Genomic DNA, 22,009 nt, shown 5'->3' on the forward strand with positions numbered 1-22,009 from the left:
TTTTTGTAACCTATTTCATCATCCAAAGGTTTAATATTTTTGGTATGTTTTTTGTTCCTTTGCACAATTTATTTTAATTTATGGAGTATGCAGGCTGTAAAGAGTTCTAAAAGTTCAGTTAAATTTCTAGGATTTTTACCTGTTATATCTTCTATTTTCTTTAATCTATAGTTTAAACTATTCCTATGTATATGAAGTACTTCTGAAACATGATTTACTTCTCCATTAAGAATAACATATGTAGTAAGTGTTTCTATTAAATCTAATCCTTTAGATTCTTTTTCTAATTTTTCTACTATGTATTCTAATTTATTTTTCTCTATACTTTTAGACAATATATCTATAAAAGAAATTTCTTTGTAATAGCATATATCTTTATTTATTCTAAGTTTTTCCATAATTTCCATAGCAGTTATAGCTTCTTGCATAGATTTTGCCATTATTTTTCTATCATATCCTACTCCAATTTTTACAGGCTTTTTTAGTTCATCAAATATAGTATTAATTCTTTTATTTATTTTGTAATCAACTTTCATAAAAATTAATATATTTTCACGATTTAACTTTATTGTATATTCTCCTTCTTGAAGGTATCTAGATATTTTATCTAAAATATTTTTTTCACTGCTGTCTTTTATAACCACAGCTATACGTTCTATTTTTAAATCAATATTTAATGTAAGAGCTTTATGTAAAAAATCATCATCATAGTCTTCTCTTAAATATGCCCACTGATATAAGAATCCTTCCTTAACCTGCTCTCTTGCTTTTTGCTCGTTTAATACATAAGCTTGGTTTATTAAAAGTTCAGCAGTAACTTTAACTATAGATGCAAAAGCTTCAACCAAGGCAGGATCTCCACTTATACCTATAACCCCCATTACTTTATTATTAAAATGTATAGGCATATTTACTCCTGGTTTAGCTCCTCCTTTAGCTTCATATACAGCTATAAGTTTATCTTTATCAATAGCTTCTATTGCTCCTTCATGAATTTCTCCTATTCTGCTTTTATCCCCACTTCCTATTATTCTTCCCTCACTGTTCATTATATTTACATTATATGGTATAACATCCATCATTTTATCCACTATATCTTGAGCTATTTGTTCTGTAAGTTTTATCATATCTGCCTCCAAAATATATGATATTTTTTAATATAATGCAAAAGAGGGATATCTATTTTTTAGAATTCCCTCTTTATATATTATATTTATTTTACTTTTTAGGTCTTGAAATTTCAACATTAACTTTTCTTCCTGAAATTTTTTTACCATTACATTTTTTAATTATAATATCTACAGCCCTCTCGTTAACATCAACAAAAGTAAATTTTTCAAAAATATCTATATTTCCTATATCTTCTTTGTTAATTCCAGCATTTTCATTAAAAAACTGTAAAATTGATTTAGGATTAATTTTATCAATTCTTCCTACTGTTAAAAACAGCCTTATAAAACCTGTTTCAACACTTATGTTATTTTCTGTATATTCATAAGAAATTTCTTTATTATAAAGTATATTCATAAGTGCTGCTGCTACATCTACAAGATTATAGTCATCATCAAGTTCTGTTGCTAAAGGTACAAATCTTTTATATTCATCTTCTTCTAAAGTTTCTTTAATTCTATCTAAAATATTTCTAAATTTAGCTTGAAATATATCATCAATTGTTGGTATTTCTTTCCTCTTTATCTTACTCTTTGTAACTTTTTCTATTTGCTTTAAAGTCATATATTCTCTTGGGGTAACTAATGAATATGCTATTCCTTCCTTTTTGGCTCTCCCTGTTCTTCCTATTCTATGAACGTAAGATTCAATATCTTGAGGTAAATCATAATTTATTACATGAGTTACATTTTCAACATCTATACCTCTTGCCGCAACATCTGTGGCAACTAAAAATTCAAGGTTTCCTTCTTTAAATTTTTTCAACGTATTAAGCCTTTGATTTTGACTCATATCTCCATGCATTCCTTCTACACTATAACCTCTAGTTTGCATAGCTTCAACTAATTCATCTACGCCTTTTTTAGTTTTACAAAATATTATAGCTGAAGATGGTTCTTCTACATCAAGTATTCTGCAAAAAGATTCAAATCTATTATTTTGCTTAACTTCATAGTAATATTGACTTACAGTAGACACTGTCATAGTATTTTTAACTATAGATATATGTTTTCTATCGTCTTTCATATATCTTTTTGAAAGTTTTTTTATTTCATCAGGCATAGTGGCTGAAAAAAGCATAGTCTGTCTATCTTTATTTGCATTTTTTATTATTTCTTCTATATCATCTATAAAGCCCATATCAAGCATTTCATCAGCTTCATCAAGTACCAGAAATTTTATTGAGCTTAAATCTATTATATTCCTTCTTATTAAGTCTAAAACTCTTCCTGGAGTACCTACTATGATATCTATGCCATTTTTTAAAGCTCTTATCTGTCTTTCTATTGGTTGACCTCCATATACAGGAAGTGTCTTTACTTTTATATATTTAGCTAAACGCACAAGTTCATCATTAACTTGTATTGCTAATTCTCTTGTTGGAGCAAGTATAATAGCATAAATATTATTTTCTTTTTTTTCGAACTTACTTAGTATAGGAGCTCCAAAAGCAAGAGTTTTCCCTGTACCAGTTTGCGCTTGACCTATAGCATCAAAGCCCTGAAGCAAAACTGGTATAATTTCAGCTTGTATTCTTGAAGGTTCTTCAAACCCCATATCATCTATTGCTTTTATAACTTTTTCATTTAAACCTAAATCACTAAATTTAACATTTTGTTTATTTTCCATGAATTATAATCCCTCTTTCAATATCAATTATTTTATTATAATATAGTATTTCAATATATACAAGAGAATATTATTTATTTAAAGATTAAACCCAATACTATTGTTAAAATATGTAATGTGTTCATAATAACAAAATTTTTAACTGCCAAGGCAAAAGTATCTTTTTTAGAAGGATTTGCTTTAAATATTTTTATATTTTTAAAAACTGGAATAAAAGCAAATAAAGTAATTAAAGACCAAATAGGATCAATTTCTAATAAAACTAAAATTATTATATCTATAAAACCTATATAGTAAAATATTTCAAACAATTTAAGTGCACTCTTTTTGCCTATGTAGTAAGGTAGTGTAAATCTTTTATTTAATACATCATCTTCTATATCACAAATATTATTAGCAAGCATTATGTTAGCAATTCCACCCATTTCAGGTATTGCAAGTAAAAATAAAAAAAATACTTCTTTTATATTTATATTAAGACTTAATATATTATTTATATAAGTTAATGACACTAAATTTTTATCTGCTATGTGAATAAATATTGATAAAAACATTATTATAAATCCCATAAAAAAGCCTGAAAATGCTTCTCCTAGCGGCATTCTTGATATTGGAAGCGGTCCAAATGTATAAAAAATTCCTACTGCAAAAGATATAATTCCTATTAAAAGTACAATAACATTTGTTTTTATTGTAAGTAAAATTCCAAAAATAACAGCAATGGATAAAAGTATATATATTATTGCTGATGCTGTTTTTTCTTTTATTCCATCTCTAACAATAGCATTATGGAATTCATATCCATATCCTTCTTTTTTATATGCTTTTTTAAAATCTATATAATTATTTATAGCTGTTGTAGTCATATCAAAAGTTATAAGAGATATAAACATTATAATACAATTTAAAATGTTAAAACTTTCATATCTATAAAAAGCAAATACACTTCCTAATATAAAAGGTATAACACTAGCTACTTTTGTTTGAATTTCTACGTATTTTAAAAAACTTTTTATTGACATTTTTATCCCCCTTTGTTTTAATTAATACTTATTATATATTATATAATATTTTTTGTAAAAGCAGCATATTTAAGCCTCAAATTTGACAAACTTAAAAAAAAACTATATTATTTACATATATTTACTACTGAAGGCATAACTATAATTATCTCATAATATAAGTTTGAATTTAATTTTGAACCTATAAAATGGAAGGAGGAGAACATTATTAGTTTTAATTTTAATTTTACTAAAGCTAATATAAAAAAGTTTACTGCTTCACTCTTAGTAATAGCTATACTTTTGGCAGTAATATATAGCAATTTTAAAACAGTTACAATTGTTATAGATGGTAAATCGACTCAATATAAAACTTTTAAAAATACTGTTAATAAAGTTTTACAAGAAGAAAACATAGTATTAGGCCCTAAAGATAAAGTTAAGCCAAGTTTAAATTCAAAAATATCTAAAAATAGTACAATCAATATAAAACGCGCCTTTAATGTTAATCTTTTGGCAGATGGTAAAAATTTAAATATTTTAACTGCTGAAGAAAATGTAGCTTCTATGCTTAAAGCTGAAGGAATTGCTTTAAGAGAAAAAGATAAAATAACTCCACCAATAGATACAAAAATTGAAAAAAATATGAAAATTGAAATAATAAGAGTAGATGTAAAAACTTTATCTGAATCTAAAAATATAGATTTCAATACTGTAATCAAAACCGATAATAATTTAGTTAATACTGTAAGAAAAACTGTTCAGGAAGGTAAACCTGGAGAAAAAAAGGTGAATATTGAAGTTACATATGAAAATGGCAAAGAAGTTTCAAGAAAAATTTTAGAAGAAATTATAGTAAAAAAACCACAAGATAAAATTATAGTTGCAGGAGCTCTTCCAGCACTTACTATATCAAGAGGTGGAAATGCCATCCCTTATACAAATGTTTTCACCGCAAAAGCTACTGCTTATTCTCCTACAGGCGGTGCTATTTCTGCCTACACAGCATCTGGCAGAAAGGCTGTAAGAAATCCTAATGGATATAGTACTATTGCAGTGGATCCAAATATTATACCATATGGAACAAAACTTTATGTTGAAAATTATGGCTTTGCTATTGCTGCAGATTGTGGTTCTGCCATTAAAGGAAATAAAATAGATGTATTTTTTAATACTAAATCTGAAGCTTTAAAATGGGCTGTAAAATATGTTAAAGTTTATGTTCTTAAATAAAATTTTATAATTGTCTAAAGATAAAAATATTAAATATTATTAATCAAAAACTTGTTTTATATTATGAGAAAAAGTGCTGCTAAATCTAGTTAAATAGCTAGCTTCAGCAGCACTTTCATTATTTAACAAAAACAAATTTTCTCTGAGACCAGTAGCTAAATAGAAATATTGTTATTTCAGTAAAAATCTTAGCTAAAAATAAAGATAAGCCTATTATACTGTAATATATATTAATCACTCCATAATTTGCAAACATTATAAATGCTGCAAGTATAAAATATCTTGGTAAAGAGGTTTTTACTGAAACTCCCTTAAACTTTGAAAATACAAAAAATTTGTTTACTGTATAATTAAATATTGCACTACATATTCTTGCTCCTGCTACTGCCAAAAATAAATTTGAAGTGAAAAGTTGTATTATACCTAAAAGAAAGAAATCAATAACTCCAGCCATAAGAGAAGATGTACTAAATTTAATAATAGGAAGATATACTCTAAGAGAATCTTTTAAAGGATGAAAATGTGAAGATTTATTTTGTTCCAAATATACTGTATCTATATCAATTTCATGAAAGCTATAACCCTCTGGTACAGCCTCCAAAAGCATATTCATTTCATATTCAAACCTGTCTCCTGAAATCTCACAAAGCCAATTTAGCATGCTTACAGAAAATCCTCTAAGACCAGTCTGAGTATCATAAACCTTTGAGCCGCTTGCAAAGGAAAATATAATTCTAGTCAAGCTATTTCCAAAGCGGCTTTTAATTGGAACTTTACCTGCAAATTTTCTGCTTCCAAGTATTATAGAGTTATTATAATCTTTTATAGATTCTGCAATTTTTACAATATCTTTTGGTAAATGCTGTCCATCGCAGTCAGCAGTAACAATTCCAGTACATTCATTTGTTTCTTTTATATATTTAAAACCAGTTTTTAATGCTGCTCCTTTACCTTTATTTTGCTCATGAGTTAGTACAATACAACCAAGATTTGAAACAGTATCAAAAATATATTTATATTTTTCTCCACTTCCGTCATCTACAACTACAATATCATAATCACAAATATCTCTTAAATTATATATCAAATCAATAAATTTTTTGCTAGGTTCATAAGCTGGAATTAAAATTGTCATAAATTACACCTCCTTAGATTTCTATCTTTTAGTACTGTGCTGTATCTTCATTCATAGATAAAGTAATATTTAAATTCCCATTTCTGCATCTTAATGCATCTAAAAATTCTTTTTGGCTCTTACTACTGTCCATTGTTACAGTAAATACAAGCTGAAATAAACTTCCCAAATCTGTTGTTTTTACTTTTATAAGTTCATGCCCTGTTGTATATTCTGCAAATATATCATCAAAAGCTCCTTCATAATCCAAATCTTCTGGTATAGTAATCTTTAAAAGCTTATGCGAAAACTTTCTTGCTCCAAAGTTTGTTAAGTTAAGTATATACATTAATGTACAAAGAAAAACTGTAAATAATACTGCATACCCATAAGCCCCTGCTCCACAGGCAAAGCCTGCTGCCATAGTAAATAAAACAAATGCTATATCTTTAGGATCTCCAGGAGCACTTCTAAATCTAATTATAGAAAAGGCTCCTGCTAAACTAAATGCTCTTGCAATATTACTTCCTATTAAAAGGACTATAATAGCTATAACTGTTGGTATTATCACAAGTGTTAAAGAAAAATTTTGTGAATATGCTCCTTTATTTGAAGTTTTCATGTAAGTTATGCTTATTGCAATACCTAATATAAATGATATAAGTATAGTTAAAACTGAATCCATTAAAGGAATTGATGCGCTAATTGATGAGTTAGATACTGAGCTAAATATTGATCCAAACATTTATTTGTTTCTCCTTTCAATTTTTTATTATTTATAAGCATTTTTTCATATTCCTTGCCATACTTTGAAAAATTAGTTTTATAAACCTTATATTTTGATAGAAGTTGTGCAAGCCAAATAGGGATATTTTTTTCAGCTTTAATTTCCATAAGCCATTTGCCCTTTTCTAAAAGCTGCTCTCCATAATCTCCTGCTTCAAGTTTTAAATCATATCTTCTAGTTCGTATATTTGTATCAAAAGTTATTCTTAATTCTTTATTATCCTTTCCAAACATAGCCCTTCTATCATAAGCTAGGTAAAGCTTTGGCCTTACATTATAAAGTTTTAGAATATATTCAATTTCATTTATAACCTGTTTATTCATGTAAGTTTGAATTTCTGGCTTTTTACTTGTGCTTAAAAAAGTATAAGCTTCTTTTAATTTTATAGAAGTCCTTCTTTTATTAACTACTCCATTGAATTTTTTCTTAATTTCCAAATATACTTTGTCATTTTCACTTGGAACACCATAAGCTCTAAGTCGAAGCTTTTCTTTATATGTAGGCTTCATTAAAGAGTTTCTTATTAAATAATTATCTTCACTATCATAGTAAATATTGCTTATTGTATAAAAATTGTCATCTTTGCTATAATCATCCTTATCCATATACTCTTGAAGTTTTACGCTCAATGATTTATATACATCATCATTAAGTAAAAACTTACATTCATTTCTATTAAAAACCTCTATAGCCATTTAATTTATCCCCCTCCTTGCTTTAATTTTTTTATTTAAGCTTATTTTAAAACCTTAACCTTAAATAAAGCTTAAACAATTTTACTTTTCTGTAAAATTTCCTTATGAATTTATCTTACAAAAATAAGCTTAAACAAACCTTAAATATTTTTAATTGATTAAATTTAATTTAAATATAAAACTTCATTTAAGTTTCATTAAAGGTTTCTATGCTATAATAAATTTACAAAAATCTATCTTAAACATTAGGAGAAGATACTATGAGAATTTTAATAGTAGAAGATGAGCTTCCTTTAGCTGAAGCTTTAACACAAATATTAAAAAAAAATAATTATACTGTTGATGCTGTTAATGATGGGGAAAGTGGTCTTGATAATGCTTTAAGCGATATATATGATTTAATAATTTTAGACATTATGCTTCCTAAAATGGATGGTATAAGCATTCTTAAGACTTTAAGAAAGGAAGGAATATCTACTCCTGTAATACTTTTAACTGCAAGAGGAGAAATTTCAGATAAAGTGACAGGACTTGACAGTGGAGCTGATGATTATTTAGCAAAACCATTTGCAAGCGAAGAATTACTTGCTAGAATAAGAGCTATATCTAGACGAAAAGGTGAGGTACTTCAAGATAATTCTTTAAAATTTGGAGATTTGCAGTTAAATCCTTCTACATTAAAACTAGCTAAAGATGATAAAGAGATTAAGCTAATACTTAAAGAAGCAGAACTTTTAGAACTTCTTATTACAAGAAAGAACTTAGCTACTTCAAAAGAACTTATAATTGAAAAACTATGGGGGTTTGACTCGGAAGTTGAACATAACCATGTAGAAGTTTATATCTCTTTTTTAAGAAAAAAATTAGCTTATCTAAATTCTAAAGTTACTATAAATACTGTAAGAGGTGTTGGATATATATTAGAATTAAACTGATTTTAATAAAATTAAAAGGAGCTAATTATGTTCAAAGAGCTTAGAAATAAATTTTTAATATTAAATTTAATTATTATTTCTATTATGATGATAATATCTTTTTCAAGTATATATTTAATTACATATAAAAATGTTCGTAATGATATAAATATGGAGTTAAATAGATTATCAGATATTAATGGAAAGGTAAATAATATACAAAAAGAACCTAAATTAAATTACAAAGGTCCTAATAATATGGAAGATCCTCATCCTAAACGTTCATTATCCTTTACATTGATAATTGATAATAAAAATAATATTATAAGTAGTCAATCTGTATTTGATATGGATGATAGTTTTTATGAAGAAGCAAAAGAAAAGGCTTTATCATCAAATACTGACAAAAGCAGATTTAAGCTTGACGATACTTATTGGGAATTTATGTTTAGACCTTCTTTAGATAATTCGGGTTATAAAATAGTTTTTTTAGATGTAACTGATAAATACAATTATTTAACAAATCTTATTTATACTTTTTCAGCTGTTGCATTGCTAATGCTTATTGCAATTTTCTTTATAAGCAAATTCTTTGCAAATAAAGCTATAAAACCTATTAAAGAAACCTTTGATAAACAAAAACAATTTATTGCAGATGCTTCTCATGAGTTAAAGACACCCCTCACTGTTATAAATACTAATGCAGAATTACTTTTAGCAAACAGTGAAGACACTATAAAAAATCAGTCTAAATGGGTTTACTATATAAAATCTGAGGTTGAGAGGATGATTAAATTAACTAATGATTTACTCTATCTTGCTCAAACAGATCACTCAGATATAAAGCTAATTTCCACTGATTTTAATTTAAGCGAAACTATAGAAAATGTTATTTTAACAATGGAAGCTATTATTTTTGAAAACAATATGTTCTTAGATTATAATATTGAACCTAACATCATATGTTATGGAAATAGTGAACAGATTAAGCAAGTTGTAATGATTTTATTAGATAATGCTTTAAAATATACAAATCCTAATGGTAAAATTTCACTTTCACTAAAAAAGTATAATAATAAAGCTATACTTACTATATCCAATACTGGAAAAGGAATTCCTGAAGAATATCTAAACAATATATTCGATCGATTTTATCGCCTGGATAAATCTCGTTCTAAAAAAAGCGGAGGTTATGGATTAGGACTTTCTATAGCAAAGTCTATAGTTGAACAGCACAAAGGTAAAATATCTGTTAAAAGCATTATAAATGATATAACTACATTTACAGTTGAGCTTCCCCGTATAAAAAGCAAGTAAAAAAAAATCTATCTTCCTATGTTAGCAAGATAGATAAAAAACAATCCAGTAGTAAGCATATCAAAATGCTTTCTACTGGATTGTTTTTAATTTCTTTACTATAAAGATTTCTATTTTATAATATCTTTTTTATATTTTTAACACCTTTATTTGTTATTTATGTCCCCAGAAGTTGATTGATTTTCAGTTTCAGGTAAATTTTGATCTTGTGTTCTTGGTGGACGTTGTCCTTTTTCCCCTCCATGACCACCACCTGGCATAGAGCTTCTTGGAGTTGTTATCCCTGATTCATTAAGCCAAGTTACTGAATCTGAAATTGTAAAACTTACTATTTTAGTACCATTTTCATATTTGCCATCTTTATAAAATCCGTCTGTTAATGTACCTGTTGAACTTCCTCCAGAATAAAGTGTATAGCTCTCTCCTTTTTTAAGTTCAGGTGAACTAATAAGTACAGATTGATACTCTTTTAAAGGTGCAAAGGTTGCTATAGAATTTCCTTTACTATCTTGTAAGTTTACAATAGTTCCTGCCTTCTGAGTCTGTGGATAAGTCATTGCTATTGAATACTGAGTTGATGTATCTGAAGGTGCTTGCATCATCCCTAAGCTTCCAGCAGCTATCAAAAATCCTCCTGTCATTTCAAATGTACCATTGTAATCTAAAGCTCCATTCATATTAGCCGTTGGACCATATACAACCACTGTCCCTTTAGTTATTTTTATTGATCCATTTGAATCTAAACCATCACCAACAGCATTAACAACAACATATCCACCATTTATATTAAGCATATTGTTTCCTGACGATTCTAAATTATTTGGTGCTGAATTCCCAATTGTTGAAGATCCATCAACACCTCCAGCAACATTTATACCGTCATCATCTGAAGTAACATGTATTTCACCATCTGAAATTGTTATTAAAGAACTTTCTATACCTTCATAACTCTTTTTAATATTTATTTTTCCACCCTTTATCCCTAAAATTGTATCTGCATGCAATCCATCATCACCAGAAGTTATTGTAAAGTTACCTCCTTCTATAATTGCATTATTATTACTATGCAAAGCATCATCAGAAGAATCTATATTAAATGTACCTCCTGAAATTCCTATATCTGCAACAGCTTTTATTGCCTTTGCACTTTCAGTTTCTAACTCAGCTTCAGTTGTTGTATTAAAATTTTTATTATCCTTTCCACCTGGTCCATCCATACTATCTTCAGCTTTTTTAGTACCATTTACACTGCCTCCACCTGAAGTAATACTAAAATTACCATCTGAAATAAGTACTGCTGTTTCTGCTTGTATTCCATCATTTTTAGCTTTTAAATTAAACGTTCCATTTTCGATAGCTACAATCCCTTTAGTATTTTCTGTATCATTATTAGACTTTACTGCATCTCCACCAGCTTCAATAGTTATATTACCTTCTTTTACTCCTATTATATCGCGACCAACTAAGCCATCATCAACTGATGTAATTTGAATATTCCCTCCTGTAATTTTCAGATCATCTTTACTTGTAATTCCATCTTTATAGTTTCCTTTAACAATTAACTTACCTGTCCCATTTATAACAAGATTATCTTTACTAAATATTGCTGCACTAGGTTCATCTGTAGAGGAATCTTCTAAAACATATTTTGTTCCATCATATATTGAATTTGTTGTTCCTTCCTCTAAGGAAATAACTGTCTTTTCTGAATTTTTTATATAAATAGCTGCATTATCAGGACTATTTATTTCTACCCCATTTAAGACAAGTCTAACAGTCCCTTTATCCTGAACATCTACAATAATTTGACCATTATCTAATTTCCCGCTTATTACATAAATCCCTGCTTTATTTATAGTAACTTTACCCTTATTAATTTCTGCTCCTGAGCCCTTTAAATCGGCAGTTGATCCATTTAACTCAATATAATTTGGGTTCTCATTTTTCCATTCAACATATGTGTCTTCTTTATCATAAGTAATCAATCCGCTTATAACACTTTTTACAGTTTTATTCCCGATAATACTTGCTTTAACTTGTGAAGCTGCAGATCCTTTTGTATCAGAATTACTTTCTGTTTTACTCTTTGATGAGCAGCCATATAACAATGTAGTACATGTAAGAACTGTAGCTATAATAAGATTTATAGATTTTTTATTCATATTTTTAGTCTCCTTTTCATGTTTGTTTCTATTTAATTGTAAATATTTAAAGTTTAATAGAGCCATCTAACAAAATAACTAATACTCTCTACTAATAATATAGAACATATTATTACTCGTATTATAATTTTAATAGGCTATATTTAGATTTTGGATATCTATAATATGTTTTTTACATATTAATTGTATGTACTAAGGCTTAAACAAACCTTAAATAAATTAAAACTGTTTAGCTTTATCTTTGTTAATGAGCATTATAAATATTAAAATCAACCCTATAACAACAAATAAAATTCCAATCACATAGTAAAATATTAAATGCTTTGAATCAGCACCTGCAATATCTATAATGCCCTTTAAAAAACTTCCAAAAGTTAATATTGCAATTCCAGAATTATAAATATTAAAAAACATTCTATAAGCATTAAATCTAACTATACAATTTGCAAACACTAAAATCAAAGAATAAAAGAGAGAACCTCCAATCAATGGATATAAAAACATCCAAGTCATAGCTTCTGAAGATACTCCGTGAGCAAAAATAGCGTAAATTTTATTTATAACTATGGCAATTATTGATAATATTAAATAGATTAATACTGTTTTTCTAATATGTTTGCTTTGTTTTTTCATATTAATATCCAAAATAGACAATATCGCTAACCTGCCTTTCTCCATTTTTTCTACCATCTGTAGGATTATTTATGATTTTACCATTAAAATACATTGTAGAGGATCCTCCTCCATCTAAGTTATATGCTGTAGTGCAGCCTCTATCCTTAAATTCCTGAGCAAGCTTTAATAAAGAAAGTCCTTCATTATCGCTAGTACGCCCATCAGAAACAATTACAATATAATGTAACTTTGAAATCTGACCAATGGCAGTCCTTGGATTACTATTCATAGATTTTCCTACTTCACTTGAGGTATCTACAGTAATTTCTCCATCTTCAACTAGTCCAGGCCCAAATGACAATACCTGCCATGTACCTTTATCACTTAAAGATTGCATACTTACTTCACTTTCCGAAACTATAGATAAATTTCCTTCTTTATCTATAACAAGTGCTTCATTGTTTCCTCCAGTGCTTCTGTATACAATTCCGTTACGCAATACATAACCTGTATTCCTAAATCCATAATAATCTCCATTTATAGCAAAAATAGCATTTTTTTCTTTTGCCATAGTTGAAGTTTCAGACTTAATATTGCGTCCATAAGTGTTATTTGCAAAAGCTGTTTTTAAATAAGAAGCATCAGAAAGCTGAATATCTGCCACATACATATTTGTGTCATATTTACGAACTTTTTCAATGGTAATTTTAATATTTTCATCCTGATATGAATTATCTGTAATTAAAGCCTTTGATTTATCCTCTGATTGTTTAATTTGTATTATTTTTTGGTCTGCTGATGAAAGCGATGTTGAAACCTTAGATACTGATTTTTCTAACACAAAAGTATCTAACAAAGTAAAAGTAAATGCTGCTAACAATAAAATAGAAAAAATAGCTGCCCATCTATAAGGTTTTGCTAAAAAGTTTTTCATTTATTACTGCATCCTTTCTTTAAAAATTTATATGTTGTTAAAGAACAATCTTATAAATTTATGGTATACTTAAAACCTTAAATAAAGCTTAAAAAATATTAATTTATTAGAAATTTAAAAAAAATCTAGCAAAAACAAATTTTATTTTAAAAAATTATCCACATTTTCTTTGGAATTATCCACAAAATGTGGATAATTTTTCCAAAACAATTTAAAATTAGTATAAAATAAAATTATAAATATCATTATTAAAAATAAATAAACTATTTGTGATAAATATTGAGTGAAGTTTAAAAGCTTTTTACTACAGTTTTTTATTAATCAATTTATAAAAAGTTCATATAATATTTATTGTAGATATTTACTATATGTGTTAACTTAAAATTATAAATTTTAATATTACATTAAAAGATTAATTAGTTTTTTTACATTAATAGGAGGAATTTTAAAATGAAAAATATATTAGATAAACTTTCTTATTATTTTAAAGATTCATATGGATTGGATAAACTTACAAAATATCTTTTTATTTTAGGGCTGCTGCTTTCTTTTTCAAAATATACTTCAATAGCAGGAGTTGTTTTAATATTTTATGGACTTTTTAGAACATTTTCAAAAAACAAATATAAAAGACATCAAGAACTTTCAGTATTTGAAAATTACCTATTAATATTAAAGCAACGATATTATAGGTTTAAGTCTTATATTAAAGATTCTCGTAAATACAAAATATTTAAATGTCCTAACTGCTCTCAAAAACTTAGAGTTCCTAGAAAAAAAGGTAAAATTATAATTACTTGTAAAAAATGTGGCATCGAGTTTAAGGGGAAATCATAAAAACATAATTTACATATTAATTTAATCAAAAATGACTAAGCAAAATTAGTGCTTAGTCTTAAAATATAAATATTTAATATTGAAATAAAATATAGTTTAAAAATAAGTAGCGTAGTTAGATTTGATTTTACACAAAGCTAATTACGCTCCCTAAATATTTATTTAAAAATTATATTTAATTAACATATTTTTAGCAGCATTTCTTAAATCTTCTATAGTTCCATCATTTATTATAACTTCATCACATAAATTATTTATTATATAAGGGATATCTGATTCTGTATTATGTTCACTATTACTGTTTTTTACTGTAATTTCTCCATCTCTATCTATAAGTCTTTGCTTTTTAACTTCTTCATTTACTTTAATACCTACAATCAAATATCCTTTTTCTTTCCAATAATTAAAATCCGTAATAGTACGTCCTCCAACAATTATTGAAAGTTCCTCATTTCTTATAATAGCTAACTGATTAAGAAGTTCTTTTTTATATTCTTCATCGTTTAGCTTAGTATTATCCCACCCATATTTCTCCTGCCATCTTTCATATATAAGGGCTAATATATAGTCGCACATTATGTTAATATCAAGCTCTCTTATTTTATCTGCAATAGCTTGACCTATGTATCTTTCTTTTCCTGCCCATTTAGGGTTTACCTTAGATACTTTCATCATTTCTCTGCATAATACACTCATTTTGTAAATTTTTGCATTTTTTCTTAAAGTACATATCTGCCTTGCAAGTTCATCTTTTCCCGAACCCATTCCTCCAAAAATTACTATACCATTAAATGTTTTACTCACGGTAACTGCCCCCTTAATCAATTATTTTTTAAATTTTGCCATAGTATATCTTCTCTTTTAGAAATAAATTATATTAAATCTTCAAAAATTTTTACATTGATTAATGTTGCAAAAATGAATATATTAATATTTTAATTTTTAAAAATTATCATCATGTTTTTTATAATTCCCTAAAATTTTAAAATATCTGCTATTGTTTTTTACAGCTTCAATAGCTAATTGTACAGTTTCATCCTTAAGGTTTCCTTCAAAATCTACATAAAAAAGATATTCCCATGGTTTATTGGGTAATGGTCTTGATTCAATTTTAAGTAAATTTAAGTAATTTTCAGAGAAACATTTTAAAACATTATAAAGACATCCTACTTTATGAGAAGTGGAAAATACAACACTTACTTTATTATTATGAATATCTTCTTTTAATTCTCTAGATATTATTACAAATCTAGTGCTATTAGTACTATTAAAATTTATATTACTTTTGAGTACATCTAACCCATAAAGTTCTGCTGCTTTTTTACTTCCTATTGCTGCTAATTTTTTATTATTTTGATTTTTTACATATTCAGCACTTTTAGCAGTGTTTTTATATGGGATAAGTTTCCATCTAGGGTAATTTTTTAGAAATTCAGTAGATTGACTAAAAGCTTGGGGATGGGAATATACTTCCTCAATATCTTCTATAGAAGCTCCTTTTATTCCTAATAAATTTTGATCTACTTTTAAACAAATTTCTCCTGTAATATAACAATCATATTTGTTTAATAAATCATATACTTCAGCTATAGCTCCTGTTGAAGAATTTTCTATAGGAAGAACTCCATAATCAATTTTATTATTTTTAAGCTCTATAAATATATCCTCAAATTGTTCTACGGGTTTTGTTGAAACATCATATCCAAAATACTCTAAAAGAGCCTGCTCGCTAAAAGATCCCGAAACACCTTGAAATCCAACTATTATATTATTTTTTTCATAAGATAATATAATTTCGTTTTGCATCTCTCTACTTATTTTCATAATGGAATTTAAAAATTTTTCAACTGAATCTGAAAATCTTTTATCATTTAAATGTTTAATACCATTTTTAATAACTTCTTCTTCTCTGGATTTATGAAATACTTCTAAATTATTTTTCTTCTTATATTCAGCAACTTCTAATACATATTTCATACGCTGTTCAAATAATTTTACAAGTTCACTATCTATCTTATCAATTTCTTCTCTAATTTTTAATAAATCATCCATTTCCCATCACCACCTAAAATTTTATTGACAATATAATAAATCTAAAACAGCCATGGCTGTTACTGCTTCTACAACAGGTACCGCTCTTTGTACAATGCAAGGATCATGTCGTCCTTTAACCTCTAATTCTGTATTTTCCATCTTAGATATATCTATTGTTTTTTGTTTTTTTGATATAGAAGAAGTAGGTTTAAAGGCAGCTCTAAAAATTAAAGGCATTCCATTAGTAATTCCACCTAATATACCACCATTATTATTTGTACGTGTTTTTACTTTCCCTTCTTCTATATAAGGTTCATCATTTGCTTTAGACCCTTTTAACTTTGAAATATTAAAACCTTCACCAAATTCTACTCCTTTAACTGCAGGAATAGAAAATAAAAGATGAGCTAAAGTGCTTTCTACAGAATCAAAGAAAGGCGAACCTAGCCCTGCAGGTAAGTTTATTGCTGCAGCCTCTATAACTCCTCCTACTGAATCTAAATCTTTTTTTGCTTCTATTATTAAATTTTTCATATCTTCACCTTTTTGTATATTAAGAACAGGGAAATCATTATTTCTAAGTTCTTTTAAAACTTCAGGTGATATATTTACCTTATCAAAAGGGTCATCATATATGTTACCTATTTGATATAAATGACTTCCAATAATTATATTATCTTTTTCTAAAATTTGTTTTGCAACGGCTCCAGCAAACACTAAAGCTGCAGTTAATCTTCCAGAAAAATGTCCTCCTCCTCTATAGTCGTTAAAACCTTTATATTTAACATAGCCAGTATAATCTGCATGCCCTGGACGGAAAACATTTTTCAATTTATCATAATCTTTAGAGTGTTGATCATTATTCCATATCACAGCACAAAGAGGAGTACCTGTAGTAAATTCATTAAAATATCCGCTTATTATTTCAAAACTATCTTTTTCATTTCTTTGAGTTGAAAAAGTGTTCCTTCCAGGAGCTCTCCTTTTCATTTCAAACTCAATTTGTGATAAATCAAGCTTAAATCCTGAAGGAAGTCCATCGATTGTAATTCCTATTCCTTTTCCGTGGGATTCACCAAAAATTGAAAATTTAACTTTCCGTCCCCATACTCCACTCATCTACTATTCCTCCTTAAATTTATTTGTTAAATCTATAGAAAACTTAACCTGTTATTTTTCCCTTTCTAATCTGCTTATAAAGTATTTTTAGGATATTTTCCCACCTAACATTGAGAAATCTTTAAAAAATTCAGGATAAGATTTTTTTACAGAGTCACTGTTTGTAATAATTACAGGTTCATCACATTTTATAGAAGCAATAGAAAGAGCCATTGCTATACGATGATCATTCCAGCTGTCTACTGTTCCTCCTTTAAGTCTCTTTTTACCATGAATTAACAATCCTTCTCTCTCTTCCTTTATATCTGCACCTAATTTATTTAATTCAGTACTAATTGCTTTTAATCGGTCAGACTCTTTTATTCTAAGTCTTCCTGCATTTATAATTTTAGTAGTACCTTCGCTCAATGCTCCTAATACTGCTAATATAGGTACAATATCAGGGCATTGTGATGCATCAATTACAGTTCCTTTTGTATGTGAAGCTTTTGCAATAATTTTATCTTCTTCTAAAGATATATTGCCTCCCATTTCTTTTATAATATCTATTATAACTTTATCTCCTTGAAGTGAATTAATATCTAAATCAATACATTCTATTTCTTCTCCAAATACTCCTGCCACAAGATAGAATGCTGCTTGAGAAAAATCCCCTTCAACTTTATAATTATTGGCTTTATATACTTGATTACCTGGAATATAAAACTCTTTATAAGAATGATTTTCAACATTTATAGAAAACTTTTTTAAAATATCTAATGTTAAATCTACATATCCTTTAGATTCTAACTCTGTTGTAATAAAAATTTTAGAATCTCCCTCTAATAAAGGAAGAGAAAATAAAAGTCCAGTAATAAATTGGGAACTTATATTCCCTTCTATTTCATATTCTCCAGAATTAAGTTTACCTTGTAATGTTAAAGGTAACCCATTTTCATTACTATAACTAATATTTTGTTTTTTAAATATTTTATAGAAAGGATTGAGAGGACGGTTTTTTAACCTCCCCCGTCCATTAAAAGTAACTTCATCCCCAGTTAAAAGAGCAATAGGTATAAGAAATCTCAAAGTTGATCCTGATTCAATGCAGTCAATTTCTCTATTTATTAGTCGTAAAGGATTAGCTCCATTTATTATTAAATTGTTACATTTATTTTCTATTTTAACTCCTAGTGCCTTCATTCCGTTGCAAGTTGCAGTAATATCATCAGAAAATATTACATTTTCTATATTACTTATACCTTGAGCAAGACCAGCAGCTATAATAGCTCTATGACAAAGACTTTTTGATGGTGGAATTTTAATAGAACCTTTAAGCTTTGATGGTATAATACGAACACAATTCAAAACTAAACTCCCCTTTAAAATTTAATATATTTTTCTATATCTTCAGGTTTTATTTTTTTTATAAAACTTTGTCCTATTTTTTTTAGAAGAATAATATTCATATTTTTGCCTGTATTTTTTTTATCTAAACTTATGGCATTTATTATATCCTTCTTATCCATAGGTGGAAGTTTATATGGAAGGTTATACTTAGCTATAATTTTTTTTAATAAATCTGAAGTACCTTTTTCTGTAATTCCAAGTTCTTCGCTGCTTTGAGTAATTGCAATCATACCCATAGCTACTGCTTCTCCATGAGTAAATTTTTCATATTTAAAATATTTTTCAATCCCATGACCTATAGTATGCCCAAAATTAAGCAGCATTCTTTCACCTGTATCTTTTTCATCTTTTTCAACAACATCTTTTTTTATGCTGCAGCAAGTATATATAACTTCATCTATATTTTCGAGCAATTCTTCTTTTGATTTATATTTTAATAAATTATAAAAAAGTTCTTCATCTTTTATAGCTCCATATTTTATAGCCTCTGCCATACCATCATACAAAACTCTATCTTCTAAAGTCTTTAATAAATCTGAATCTATATAAACAGCTATAGGCTGATAAAAACTTCCTATAAGATTTTTCCCATGTTTTGTATTGACAGCAACTTTTCCTCCTATACTACTGTCAATTTGAGCAAGTAAAGAAGTTGGAATTTGTATAAATGGAATACCTCTAAATAATATAGATGCAGCAAATCCTCCTAAGTCTCCAACTACACCGCCCCCAAAAGTAATGATTAAATCCCCTCTAGTTAATCCAAATTCTAAAAGCTCATCACAAACTCTTTCAAGTACTTCAAAACATTTGCTTTTTTCTCCAGGTTCTATTATAATTTTCTGGGTTATAAAATTTTCTCTTATTAAACTATTTTCAATTTTTTCGCCATATAACTTTTCAATATTTGAATCAGTTATTATGGCAATTTTTTTATTATTATATATTTTTTTTATTTCCTTACCAATATTATTAATAATTCCTTTATCTATATATATAGAATAAGTCTTATTAGGAAGATTTACTGTAACTGTGCGCATTATACTAACCAAGCTCCTTTCTTTTTAAGCTAGCTTTTTCAAATTCAGATTTAATAAAATCACAATTATTTTCCATTATGGCATTTTTTATCATTTTAATGTTGTTTTCAAAAATATCTAATGTATTTAGTATATTCTTTTTATTTGAAATTAATAATTCTACCCATAGAGAAGAATTTATTTCAGCTACTCTTGTGCCATCTTTAAAACTTCCTCCAACAAATAAAGAAGTTTCTAAATTTAATATATCACTACTATTTATTAAACTTACTGCTATAACATGAGGAAGATGACTTGTAAGGGCAATAATCTCATCATGCTGCTTTGGATTAACTCTAACAGTATTTTTGCATCCAATTTTTCTTGCAATATTTTCTAAAAGTTGAATATTCTTTTCTTTGTTTCTTTCTACTGGAGTAAATATATAACTTGCTCCTGTAAATATATCTTTTGAAGCATATTTTAATCCTTGTTTTTCTTTTCCTGCCATAGGATGCCCACCAATAAACTCTAAATCATCAGGAAGGAAAGAATTAATTTCATTAACTATTTCTTCTTTAATACCACCTATATCAGTAATAATAGCCCCAGATTTAAAACTGTTAATATAATCTTTTACAAATCTTAAAGCTGACTTAGGGTACAATGCAATAATAACTATATCTGAATCTTTTAAGGGTACCTCTGGTTTTGTATATCCTTTATTTATTATTCCCATTTCTTCAGCAGTTTTTAAAGTATCTTCATTTATATCAACTGCCCATAAATTTTTGGGATTTAACTCTTTTAAAGCCATTGCATAAGAACCACCCATAAGTCCCAGTCCAACTATAGTGATATTAAAGTCTAAATCCTCCAATATTATCACCCCATTGATTATAAAGTTCTGCCATTTATCTTGGCTATTTCTTTTAAAGATTTCATAAGCGCATCAAATCTTTCAGGTTTAATAGATTGCTCACCATCACATTTTGCATTTGCAGGATCATTATGAACTTCTATTATTAAACCATCTGCTCCAACTGCTATAGCTGCTTTTGCAAGAGGCTCTACCATCCACCATAATCCTGTAGCATGACTTGGGTCTACAATAACTGGCAAATGAGTTAGTTTTTTAAGTGCAGGTATAGCACTTAAATCTAAAGTATTTCTTGTGTAAGTTTCAAATGTTCTAATACCTCTTTCACAAAATATAACATTTTGATTTCCTTCAGCCATTATATATTCAGCAGACATAATAAATTCTTCAATAGTAGCGGAAAAACCTCTTTTTAAAAGAATAGGTTTATCTGTTTTGCCAACTTCTTTTAACAAATCATAGTTTTGCATATTTCTTGCACCTATTTGAAGTATATCTGCAGATTCCATAACTTTTTCAATTTGATTTACAGCCATAACTTCTGTTACAATAGGCAATCCAGTTTCTTGTTTAGCTAATTTTAAAAGTTCAAGACCGTCTTCCTTTAATCCTTGGAAACTATATGGTGATGTTCTTGGTTTGAAAGCACCGCCTCTTAAAAATGTTGCTCCAGATTCCTTTACCTGCTTTGCAATGCTTATAATTTGTTCTTCACTTTCAACAGAACAAGGACCTGCCATTACCGCTATTTTATCACCACCTATGCTATTTTCCCCTACTTTAATTACACTATCTTGAGGATGAAATTTTCTATTAGCTAATTTAAAAGGTTCTTGAACACGCAAAACTTTATCTACATTTTCATCTGTTAAAAATTGATTTGGATCAATTTTCCTTGTATCACCTATTAATCCTAATACACAACAATTTTCACCTTCAGACATGTTAACCTTAACCCCCAAACTTTCTACTTTTAATTTTAATTTTTCAATTGCCTCTTTTTCTGTATTTGGTTTCATAATAATAATCATAACTTTTCCTCCTTCAATTATTTATAATAAAATATAATAAAAAAAGAAGACTCCAATGAGTCTTCCTTACTTATAGGCTTATATACATTAAAGGCAAATTATATAAATCTATTATATGCAAACAGCATA

Annotated in this window: 20 protein-coding genes; 4 read left to right on the top strand and 16 right to left on the bottom strand. The window is 27.4% G+C overall.

Annotated features, from left to right (window positions below; translation table 11 throughout):
* Positions 1-68 precede the first annotated feature (68 nt).
* The 3 genes from B5D11_RS08665 to menA form a co-directional block, all read right to left on the bottom strand.
* Complete coding sequence (locus B5D11_RS08665) at positions 69-1,127, bottom strand: CdaR family transcriptional regulator (protein WP_078682643.1); 1,059 nt, start codon at positions 1,125-1,127, stop codon at positions 69-71.
* 91 nt (positions 1,128-1,218) lie between these two features.
* On the bottom strand, positions 1,219-2,799 hold the full coding sequence (locus B5D11_RS08670; protein ID WP_078682644.1) for a DEAD/DEAH box helicase: 1,581 nt from the start codon (positions 2,797-2,799) through the stop codon (positions 1,219-1,221).
* A gap of 74 nt (positions 2,800-2,873) precedes the next feature.
* Positions 2,874-3,821 carry a 1,4-dihydroxy-2-naphthoate polyprenyltransferase gene (gene menA, locus B5D11_RS08675; protein WP_078682645.1) on the bottom strand — a complete coding sequence of 316 codons (948 nt, stop codon included), beginning with the start codon at positions 3,819-3,821 and terminating at the stop codon, positions 2,874-2,876.
* 282 nt (positions 3,822-4,103) lie between these two features.
* Between menA and B5D11_RS12970 the strand changes: the two genes are divergently transcribed.
* A complete protein-coding gene (locus tag B5D11_RS12970; protein ID WP_078682646.1) occupies positions 4,104-5,033 on the top strand; it encodes a ubiquitin-like domain-containing protein in 930 nt (309 codons plus the stop codon).
* Between the two features lie 118 nt (positions 5,034-5,151).
* On the opposite strand, the gene B5D11_RS08685 is transcribed toward B5D11_RS12970, so the two are convergent.
* From B5D11_RS08685 to B5D11_RS08695, 3 genes are read right to left on the bottom strand one after another with little or no spacing between them, the layout of a single operon-like run.
* Entirely contained in the window at positions 5,152-6,168 is a 1,017-nt protein-coding gene (locus B5D11_RS08685; RefSeq protein WP_078682647.1) for a bifunctional glycosyltransferase family 2/GtrA family protein, read from the bottom strand.
* Between the two features lie 28 nt (positions 6,169-6,196).
* Complete coding sequence (locus B5D11_RS08690; RefSeq protein WP_078682648.1) at positions 6,197-6,892, bottom strand: DUF4956 domain-containing protein; 696 nt, start codon at positions 6,890-6,892, stop codon at positions 6,197-6,199.
* Positions 6,832-7,629, bottom strand: a complete 798-nt coding sequence (locus B5D11_RS08695; RefSeq protein ID WP_078682649.1) for a polyphosphate polymerase domain-containing protein — start codon at positions 7,627-7,629, stop codon at positions 6,832-6,834. The genes B5D11_RS08690 and B5D11_RS08695 overlap by 61 nt, the downstream gene beginning before the upstream one ends.
* Before the next feature lie 260 nt (positions 7,630-7,889).
* On the opposite strand from B5D11_RS08695, the gene B5D11_RS08700 reads away from it, so the two are divergent.
* Entirely contained in the window at positions 7,890-8,564 is a 675-nt protein-coding gene (locus B5D11_RS08700; protein ID WP_078682650.1) for a response regulator transcription factor, read from the top strand.
* 27 nt (positions 8,565-8,591) lie between these two features.
* Positions 8,592-9,860 carry a sensor histidine kinase gene (locus B5D11_RS08705; protein WP_078682651.1) on the top strand — a complete coding sequence of 423 codons (1,269 nt, stop codon included), beginning with the start codon at positions 8,592-8,594 and terminating at the stop codon, positions 9,858-9,860.
* Positions 9,861-10,006: 146 nt separating this feature from the next.
* On the opposite strand, the gene B5D11_RS08710 is transcribed toward B5D11_RS08705, so the two are convergent.
* From B5D11_RS08710 to B5D11_RS08720, 3 genes are all read right to left on the bottom strand, one after another.
* On the bottom strand, positions 10,007-12,022 hold the full coding sequence (locus tag B5D11_RS08710; protein WP_078682652.1) for a carbohydrate-binding domain-containing protein: 2,016 nt from the start codon (positions 12,020-12,022) through the stop codon (positions 10,007-10,009).
* Positions 12,023-12,241: 219 nt separating this feature from the next.
* Entirely contained in the window at positions 12,242-12,655 is a 414-nt protein-coding gene (locus B5D11_RS08715) for a hypothetical protein (protein ID WP_143327692.1), read from the bottom strand.
* Between the two features lies 1 nt (position 12,656).
* Positions 12,657-13,571, bottom strand: coding sequence for a phosphodiester glycosidase family protein (locus B5D11_RS08720; protein WP_078682654.1), 915 nt, complete (start codon positions 13,569-13,571; stop codon positions 12,657-12,659).
* A gap of 450 nt (positions 13,572-14,021) precedes the next feature.
* Here B5D11_RS08720 and B5D11_RS08725 point away from each other — a divergent pair, with 450 nt between their 5' ends.
* Complete coding sequence (locus B5D11_RS08725) at positions 14,022-14,408, top strand: hypothetical protein (protein ID WP_078682655.1); 387 nt, start codon at positions 14,022-14,024, stop codon at positions 14,406-14,408.
* 162 nt (positions 14,409-14,570) lie between these two features.
* Here the strand turns inward: B5D11_RS08725 and B5D11_RS08730 are convergent, their stop codons facing one another.
* The 7 genes from B5D11_RS08730 to aroF all read right to left on the bottom strand — a co-directional run bounded on the left by B5D11_RS08730 (position 14,571) and on the right by aroF (position 21,880).
* The gene (locus B5D11_RS08730) at positions 14,571-15,212 is read right to left on the bottom strand and encodes a hypothetical protein (protein WP_078682656.1); all 642 of its coding nucleotides are present in this window, start codon (positions 15,210-15,212) and stop codon (positions 14,571-14,573) included.
* Positions 15,213-15,350: 138 nt separating this feature from the next.
* The gene (gene pheA / locus B5D11_RS08735; RefSeq protein ID WP_078682657.1) at positions 15,351-16,460 is read right to left on the bottom strand and encodes a prephenate dehydratase; all 1,110 of its coding nucleotides are present in this window, start codon (positions 16,458-16,460) and stop codon (positions 15,351-15,353) included.
* 21 nt (positions 16,461-16,481) lie between these two features.
* Positions 16,482-17,561, bottom strand: coding sequence for a chorismate synthase (gene aroC, locus B5D11_RS08740; RefSeq protein WP_078682658.1), 1,080 nt, complete (start codon positions 17,559-17,561; stop codon positions 16,482-16,484).
* Between the two features lie 87 nt (positions 17,562-17,648).
* The gene (aroA, locus tag B5D11_RS08745; RefSeq protein ID WP_078682659.1) at positions 17,649-18,908 is read right to left on the bottom strand and encodes a 3-phosphoshikimate 1-carboxyvinyltransferase; all 1,260 of its coding nucleotides are present in this window, start codon (positions 18,906-18,908) and stop codon (positions 17,649-17,651) included.
* A 14-nt stretch (positions 18,909-18,922) separates the two neighbouring features.
* Positions 18,923-19,990 carry a 3-dehydroquinate synthase gene (aroB, locus tag B5D11_RS08750; protein ID WP_078682660.1) on the bottom strand — a complete coding sequence of 356 codons (1,068 nt, stop codon included), beginning with the start codon at positions 19,988-19,990 and terminating at the stop codon, positions 18,923-18,925.
* Between the two features lie 4 nt (positions 19,991-19,994).
* Positions 19,995-20,858 carry a prephenate dehydrogenase gene (locus B5D11_RS08755; RefSeq protein ID WP_347476866.1) on the bottom strand — a complete coding sequence of 288 codons (864 nt, stop codon included), beginning with the start codon at positions 20,856-20,858 and terminating at the stop codon, positions 19,995-19,997.
* Positions 20,859-20,866: 8 nt separating this feature from the next.
* Positions 20,867-21,880 carry a 3-deoxy-7-phosphoheptulonate synthase gene (aroF, locus tag B5D11_RS08760; RefSeq protein WP_078682662.1) on the bottom strand — a complete coding sequence of 338 codons (1,014 nt, stop codon included), beginning with the start codon at positions 21,878-21,880 and terminating at the stop codon, positions 20,867-20,869.
* Positions 21,881-22,009 lie beyond the last annotated feature (129 nt).

Source organism: Clostridium sp. USBA 49 (assembly GCF_900167505.1).
GTDB classification, from domain to species: domain Bacteria; phylum Bacillota; class Clostridia; order Clostridiales; family Clostridiaceae; genus Clostridium_AT; species Clostridium_AT prolinivorans.

Bases quoted from the DNA above. Each gene is read 5' to 3' on its own strand.
- B5D11_RS08665 (WP_078682643.1), bottom strand. From the start codon at position 1,127: ATGATAAAACTTACAGAACAAATAGCTCAAGATATAGTGGATAAAATG.
- B5D11_RS08670 (WP_078682644.1), bottom strand. From the start codon at position 2,799: ATGGAAAATAAACAAAATGTTAAATTTAGTGATTTAGGTTTAAATGAA.
- menA (WP_078682645.1), bottom strand. From the start codon at position 3,821: ATGTCAATAAAAAGTTTTTTAAAATACGTAGAAATTCAAACAAAAGTA.
- B5D11_RS08685 (WP_078682647.1), bottom strand. From the start codon at position 6,168: ATGACAATTTTAATTCCAGCTTATGAACCTAGCAAAAAATTTATTGAT.
- B5D11_RS08690 (WP_078682648.1), bottom strand. From the start codon at position 6,892: ATGTTTGGATCAATATTTAGCTCAGTATCTAACTCATCAATTAGCGCA.
- B5D11_RS08695 (WP_078682649.1), bottom strand. From the start codon at position 7,629: ATGGCTATAGAGGTTTTTAATAGAAATGAATGTAAGTTTTTACTTAAT.
- B5D11_RS08700 (WP_078682650.1), top strand. From the start codon at position 7,890: ATGAGAATTTTAATAGTAGAAGATGAGCTTCCTTTAGCTGAAGCTTTA.
- B5D11_RS08705 (WP_078682651.1), top strand. From the start codon at position 8,592: ATGTTCAAAGAGCTTAGAAATAAATTTTTAATATTAAATTTAATTATT.
- B5D11_RS08710 (WP_078682652.1), bottom strand. From the start codon at position 12,022: ATGAATAAAAAATCTATAAATCTTATTATAGCTACAGTTCTTACATGT.
- B5D11_RS08715 (WP_143327692.1), bottom strand. From the start codon at position 12,655: ATGAAAAAACAAAGCAAACATATTAGAAAAACAGTATTAATCTATTTA.
- B5D11_RS08720 (WP_078682654.1), bottom strand. From the start codon at position 13,571: ATGAAAAACTTTTTAGCAAAACCTTATAGATGGGCAGCTATTTTTTCT.
- B5D11_RS08725 (WP_078682655.1), top strand. From the start codon at position 14,022: ATGAAAAATATATTAGATAAACTTTCTTATTATTTTAAAGATTCATAT.
- pheA (WP_078682657.1), bottom strand. From the start codon at position 16,460: ATGGATGATTTATTAAAAATTAGAGAAGAAATTGATAAGATAGATAGT.
- aroC (WP_078682658.1), bottom strand. From the start codon at position 17,561: ATGAGTGGAGTATGGGGACGGAAAGTTAAATTTTCAATTTTTGGTGAA.
- aroB (WP_078682660.1), bottom strand. From the start codon at position 19,990: ATGCGCACAGTTACAGTAAATCTTCCTAATAAGACTTATTCTATATAT.
- aroF (WP_078682662.1), bottom strand. From the start codon at position 21,880: ATGATTATTATTATGAAACCAAATACAGAAAAAGAGGCAATTGAAAAA.